Origin of the sequence: Sphingobium sp. Ant17, from assembly GCF_000588875.1 — a bacterium.
GTDB lineage: Bacteria > Pseudomonadota > Alphaproteobacteria > Sphingomonadales > Sphingomonadaceae > Sphingobium.
The window spans coordinates 1-5,700 of the sequence record NZ_JEMV01000119.1; the positions used below are offsets into that span (position 1 = coordinate 1).

Below are 5,700 nucleotides of genomic sequence, written 5' to 3' on the forward strand. Positions count from 1 at the left end.
GTGCGGCTGGCCGTGCCTTCGCGCTTGCCGGTCATGCGGCGGCTGGGGTCGATCGGCGGCAGATCCGGCCCGACGCGCGACAGGAAGATGCGGGTCGCCTGCTGCACCTCCTTGATGAAGCGCAGCGCGCGATAGGCGAAGGGGAGGGCGAGGTCAGGATGCCCCTGGCGCAAATGCACTTCGGATTGCCACATTTCATCGACGGCGTTTTTTGAGGATGGCGCGGGTTTCGGGGTCGAGGCTGGAGGCTGGGCTGTCGTCGTGCGGATGGCCGTAATCGGCCAGCACATCTTCGGCGACGCCAAAGCCCGGCGCGGGCTGGCGCGGGGGGCCATGGTCATGGCCGTCGCCGTCATGATGGGTTTCCGCGTCGGCGGTGGGGAGTTGGGGCTGGGCCGATTCCTCGCCGCCCAGAAACTGGCTGTAGCGGCCGCGCAAAATCTGCTGGTCGGTGCCGATGCTGGCCGAACGGGCGAGATAGCGGTCGGCGCTGAGGCGGGACTTTTGTTTGAGCAGTGCTTCGGCGTCGATGATGATCTGCCGCTGGCTGCGGAAATAGGCGGGCAGGACGGTGTTGACCATGCCCTCCAGCCCGCTGCCGTCGGGTTGCTGCGCCGATGGCCAGCGCAGGATGAGGCTGGGGCTGCGCGCTTCCTGCGGGGCGGGGCTGCGATTGTCGCGCACGACGAGTTGCACGACCATGTCGCTGCCGGGGCCAAAGCCCAGCGCTCCGAAATCGAGGCGGGGGGCGAAGCGGCGGTTGCGCGCGGGGCCGCTGCCGCTGACGGCAATTTCGCGCTCGGTGAAGGTCACATTTTCGCCCTCGCCGATCGCCAGCGTGATGCGGAGCCGGGCGCTGGCGGCCACGCCATAATCGTCGGTCGCGGTAAAAGTAGGGGACCAGTTGCGTTGGTCCGGCGATATCATCGTCAGATTGGCCTTGGGGCGGATTGCCTTCACCTGTGGCGGGGCGTCGGGGATCGTGTCGATCCGGTGGAGCGGCGGGGTGGGGCCGCGTCCGGCGGCGGGATCGACGCGGTAGAGGAAGGCGGCGTCGGCCGTGCGGCTGGCGATCCAGTCCGCGCCATCGCGTCGCAGCGCGAGCGGCTGGCCGCCCAGCATCAGCAGGCGTGGGACGCGGGCTTGCGGATCGAAGCGCAAGGTCCATTCGAGTCGCGACCCGTGCGGCACGCGGGCGTCGAGCGATTGGGAGTCGCGGACGGGCAGGCCGGTATAAGCGGGCGGGAGGATGCGGAGATTTTGCGCGACGAGGCGCGGGATGCCCGGCGCTGCCGCGACGCCTTCGCTGGCGGGGGCGAGCGTGGGTGGGCCTTGGCCGGGACGGGGCCAGAGCAGCGCGAGGGCGATGATGATCAGGGCGACGATGGCGGTCAGGGCGATGCTGCGCCGATGCCAGTCGGGGGCCAGGCGGTCGGGCGTGTCGGCGTCGATCCGGGCGGTCAGGCGCGCCTGTTGCAGCCGTTGGAGCGGGCCGAGGGTGGCATCGTCGGCGAAGAGCAGCGCAGCGCTGTCTTCCATGTCGGGGCGGCGGGCATCGAGTGTGCGGATCAGCCAGTCTTGATCGAACCGGGCCGCCATCCGCAGCACGATGAGCAACGATAGGGTCAGGCCGATCGCGATGGTGGCGATCGCCGCGCCGATCCCCGCCAGCCGCCAGGCCACGGCACCAGCACTGATCGCCAGCGGGATGCCGATGGCGATGGCGTTCAGAAACGCGCGTGTGCGTGCGGGCGCCGTCCATTGGTGGGTGAGGGCGGTGGCGCTCATGGCGATACGCCCCGGCTGCGGCGGGTGGCGAGCCAGCGTTCGGCGATCAGCAGCAGGGCGATGAGCAACGCCAGCCAGGGGCGGAGCGGTTCGGGCTGCTGGTCATAGGTGCGTCCACCGGGGAGCGGCGCATAGTCGGCGGCGGCGACGCGCGTGGGCGGCGAGAGGGAGGGGGCGAGCAGGGGACGCAATTGCGCGGGGAAATCGCCGTCCAAAAGGACCGGCATGTCGGCGGGGCGTAGCGGTCGGGTGAAGCGGAGCCATCGGCCCGCGCCCAGCGGTGCGCCCTCGACCAAGGGCACACCCAGCGCATCGCGCCAGTGCGGCGTCGGGGTGCCTTTCGGGGCGGTGGCATCGCTGGCGATCAGGCCGTGCCCCCCTGCGTGATCCAGTCCGTGACGCTGTCGGGCAGGGTGCCGCCTGCGAGCCAGATCAACACATGCTGCCGGTCGGGCAAGGGGCTGTCGATCGAGGCGCTGTCGATGGTGCGCCCGGTCGGTTGCCAGCTCATCGCGGCGGCGCGCAGATAGCGTAGGGCGGGGCGATGTGCGGCATCGAAGCGGATCGCGACGGTTGGGGCGGGGGCGGCTGCCGTGGTGGGCGCGGGCATGGTGCCCGGCACGATGCGCCAGTCGACCTTGTGCGACAGGTGCAGGCGGGCGGCATCCGCGCCGTCGATGACCTGCGGCGTGAGGATGGTGAGCGGGGTTCCGGCGGGCAAATCGGCGTCGAGCTGGCGGATCAGGCTGGCGACGGGCAGGGGGCCGGTGGGCGTGGCATCTTCGATCGGCGGAAAGCCGGGGGCGAGCCAATGGACCCGCGCATCCGTAAACTGCGCGCGATCGACCTGCGCGCCGGGGACGACCGCGACATAGGGCGTATCGTCCCCCGCGCCCGACAGGACAGGCTGCGCCAGCCACAGCGCGACCAGCGCCAGCAGCAGGAGCCGGAGCAGCAACAGCGGCCATTCGTCGAAGCGCAGGCGTGAACGGGGGCGCGGCTTTGATCGCAACCAGCGCAGCGCGGCGAAGTCGGTCGGCAATTGCTCGCTCTTGCGCGCAATATGTATGGCGAGCGGCACCAGCAGGGCCAGCAACGCCGCCAGCGCGGCGGGAAAGAGCAGGCCGACACCCATGGTCAGACCGCCGCGAACAGGCGGCGCAGCGGCAGGTCGACCGGCTCGTCCAGCATATGCGCGACATGGGTCACGCCCGCCGCGTCCAGCCGGGCATGCAGCGCGGCGCGCGCTTCGCCGAAGCGGGCCAGAAACTCGGCGCGCAAGGCGGCGCCATCGGCGAGCAGTTCTTCGCCGGTTTCGGGATCGCGAAAACGATAACCGCCGCTGAAGGGAAAATCGCGCTCGGCGAGCGTCAGCATCTCGACCACCAGCGTTTCACGCCCGGCGGCGGCCAGCTTCTCGACCAGCGCGACCGCGCCCTCATCGAAACAGTCGCTCAGCAGGATGACCAGATCATGCGCGCCGATCCGCTCCCACACCGGGGCAAGCTGCTCTTCGGGCGGGAAGCCGGTGGCGGTGCGCAGCGCCAGCAGGTCGAGCAACAGCCGGTCGCGCTGGCGCAGGCCCGTGGCGGGGGGGAGCAAAGTGAGGCCCCGGTCGCCCAGGGCCATCAGGCCGAACCGGTCGCCTTGCTGCATCGCCAGTTCGCCGATCGATGCGGCCATCGCCTTGGCGGCGTCGAAGCGGCTATAGTCGGGGCGGCCCGCATCGGCCTGGCCCATCGACGCGCTGGCGTCGATGAGGATCCAGACCGCGACCGGGCTTTCGCGCTCGGCTTCCCGCACGAAGAATTTGTCCGACCGGGCATAGAGTTTCCAGTCGATCTGGCGCAGTTCGTCGCCCGGTTCATAGGCGCGATATTGGGCGAATTCCAAACCCGCGCCCCGGCTGTGGCTTTGGTGCAGGCCGATGCCATGCTGCCCGACCGCGCGCCGCGTGACGAGGCGCAGGCCTTTCAGCCTGCGGCGAACATCGGCGGGGATCAGGTCGGCCATGGTGCGCGATCAGGCGAGCGGCACGGCGCGCAGCAGCGAGGCGATGACATCATCGGCGCTGCGCCCCTCGGCCTCGGCCGCGAAGGACAGCAGCAGGCGGTGGCGCATCACCGGCGCGGCCAGCGCGACGATATCGTCACGGGTGGCGGCTAGGCGACCCTGCAACAAGCGCGCGCCTTGGCGGCCAGGATCAGCGACTGGCCCGCGCGGGGGCCAGCCCCCCATTTGACGTAGCGGGCGATGTCATCGGGCGCGCCGTCGCCGGGGCGGCTGGCGCGGATGATCCGCGTCACCCAGTCGAGCAGCTCGTCACCGAAATGCACGTCGCGCACCAGTTTCTGCAACGCCAGCACTTCTTCCCCGGCCATCACGGCGGGGACGGTGCCGGGCTTGGACCCGGTGGTCTGCGCCAGGATCGCGCGTTCCTCCGCTTCGCTGGGATAATCGACGCGGATGTGCAGCAGGAAGCGGTCGAGCTGCGCTTCGGGCAGGGGGTAGGTGCCCGCCTGCTCCAGCGGGTTCTGCGTCGCCAGCACGAAGAAGGGGGCGGGCAGGCGGTGGGTGACGCCGGCATAGCTCACCGTCTTTTCCTGCATCGCCTCCAGCAGTGCGGCCTGCGTCTTGGGCGGGGTGCGGTTGAGTTCGTCGGCGAGCAGCAGGTTGGTGAAGACCGGGCCGGGCTGGAAACGGAAGCTGCGATGGCCGGTGCCATGGTCCTCCTCAAGCAATTCGGTGCCCAATATGTCGCTCGGCATCAGGTCGGGGGTGAACTGGACCCGGCGGAAGTCGAGCTTCAACGCTTCGCCGAGCGAGCGGACGAGCAGCGTCTTGCCGAGGCCCGGTACGCCTTCGAGCAGGCAATGGCCACCGGCGAGCAGGCCGATCAGCAATTGTTCGACCACATCGGCCTGGCCCACGATCGCCTGACCGATCGCCGCGCGCAATTGGGTAAGCGCGGCAAGGCGCGTCTGGATGTCGGCTTCGGTGAGGTCGGTCATGTATATCCTAACTTAAAGGTCGTCATCCCCGCGCAGGCGGGGATCCATCTCTGGCGCTATCTCTTGGCGCGCTGGTGGGAGATGGGTTGCCGCCTTCGCGGGAATGACGAAGACAAAGAGCGGTACGAGGATCAAACCGACAGCGCATACATCACGATATTGACCGCGAACTTGGTGTTATCTTCGGCCAGGAAGCGTTTGTTGCGCCAGTGATAGTCCCATTCGCAGCCATAATCCTTGTTGCTGTAGAGAACGCCCAGTCGCCCATTTACCTCTATCCCCTTGAGATAATCATGGACGAGGTCATCGCCCCAGCCGTTGAGTTCGAGGCCGGTATTGGGCGGGCCATCGAAGGTGAAGAAGCTGCGATAGAGGCCATGGTTCTTGGGCAGCGTCTTCATCGCCTTGGGCCCAAAAATCTTGGCCATCTGTGCTTCGAACGAGCGGGCGAACAGGCCGTCAATGTCGTGATTGCAATCGTCCACCATTACGAAGCCGCCATTGCGAACATAGCGTTCGAAATTGCGCCGTTCGGCGGGCGAGAACTCGACCAGCTTGTGGCCGGCGAGATAACAGAAGGGCGCGGTCAGCATCTTGGGGTCCGACAGGGCCAGGACATGCTCCTTCGGATCGACCCGCAAGGTCGTATAGTCGATCAGCGAGGTGATGACGTTGGACGGCATCCGCTGATCGACATCCCAGTCGCCTGAATCATAGCGCAGGCGGGTGAACCAGAAATCATAGCCCCCGGCGGCCGCGAGCGGACGGGCCAGCATGGCGCTGGCCAGGCCACCTGCCATCAGCCGGAGGAAATCATTGCGGGTCATGCGCCGAACATTGCCGATGCTCCCCTGGAAGGGGAGGTGGCTGGCGTAGCCAGACGGAGGGGTGTCGCGCTATC

The 5,700-nt window shown here is 68.4% G+C and carries 5 protein-coding genes and 1 pseudogene; all 6 read right to left on the reverse strand.

What is annotated here, in order from left to right; genetic code table 11:
- Nucleotides 1–195: 195 nt before the first annotated feature.
- Nucleotides 196–1,788: a hypothetical protein gene (locus BF95_RS24230; protein ID WP_051520228.1), complete on the reverse strand. Its 1,593-nt coding sequence runs from the start codon at nucleotides 1,786–1,788 to the stop codon at nucleotides 196–198.
- Complete coding sequence (locus BF95_RS29950) at nucleotides 1,785–2,090, reverse strand: hypothetical protein (RefSeq protein ID WP_235209983.1); 306 nt, start codon at nucleotides 2,088–2,090, stop codon at nucleotides 1,785–1,787. Before BF95_RS29950 ends, BF95_RS24230 begins: the two co-directional genes overlap by 4 nt.
- 62 nt (nucleotides 2,091–2,152) lie before the next feature.
- The gene (locus tag BF95_RS24235; protein ID WP_235209984.1) at nucleotides 2,153–2,923 is read right to left on the reverse strand and encodes a BatA domain-containing protein; all 771 of its coding nucleotides are present in this window, start codon (nucleotides 2,921–2,923) and stop codon (nucleotides 2,153–2,155) included.
- A gap of 2 nt (nucleotides 2,924–2,925) precedes the next feature.
- Nucleotides 2,926–3,801, reverse strand: coding sequence for a DUF58 domain-containing protein (locus tag BF95_RS24240; protein ID WP_043155282.1), 876 nt, complete (start codon nucleotides 3,799–3,801; stop codon nucleotides 2,926–2,928).
- A 9-nt stretch (nucleotides 3,802–3,810) separates the two neighbouring features.
- Nucleotides 3,811–4,799: pseudogene (locus tag BF95_RS24245) on the reverse strand (AAA family ATPase).
- 131 nt (nucleotides 4,800–4,930) lie between these two features.
- The gene (locus BF95_RS24250; protein WP_043155284.1) at nucleotides 4,931–5,626 is read right to left on the reverse strand and encodes a DUF4159 domain-containing protein; all 696 of its coding nucleotides are present in this window, start codon (nucleotides 5,624–5,626) and stop codon (nucleotides 4,931–4,933) included.
- Nucleotides 5,627–5,700 lie beyond the last annotated feature (74 nt).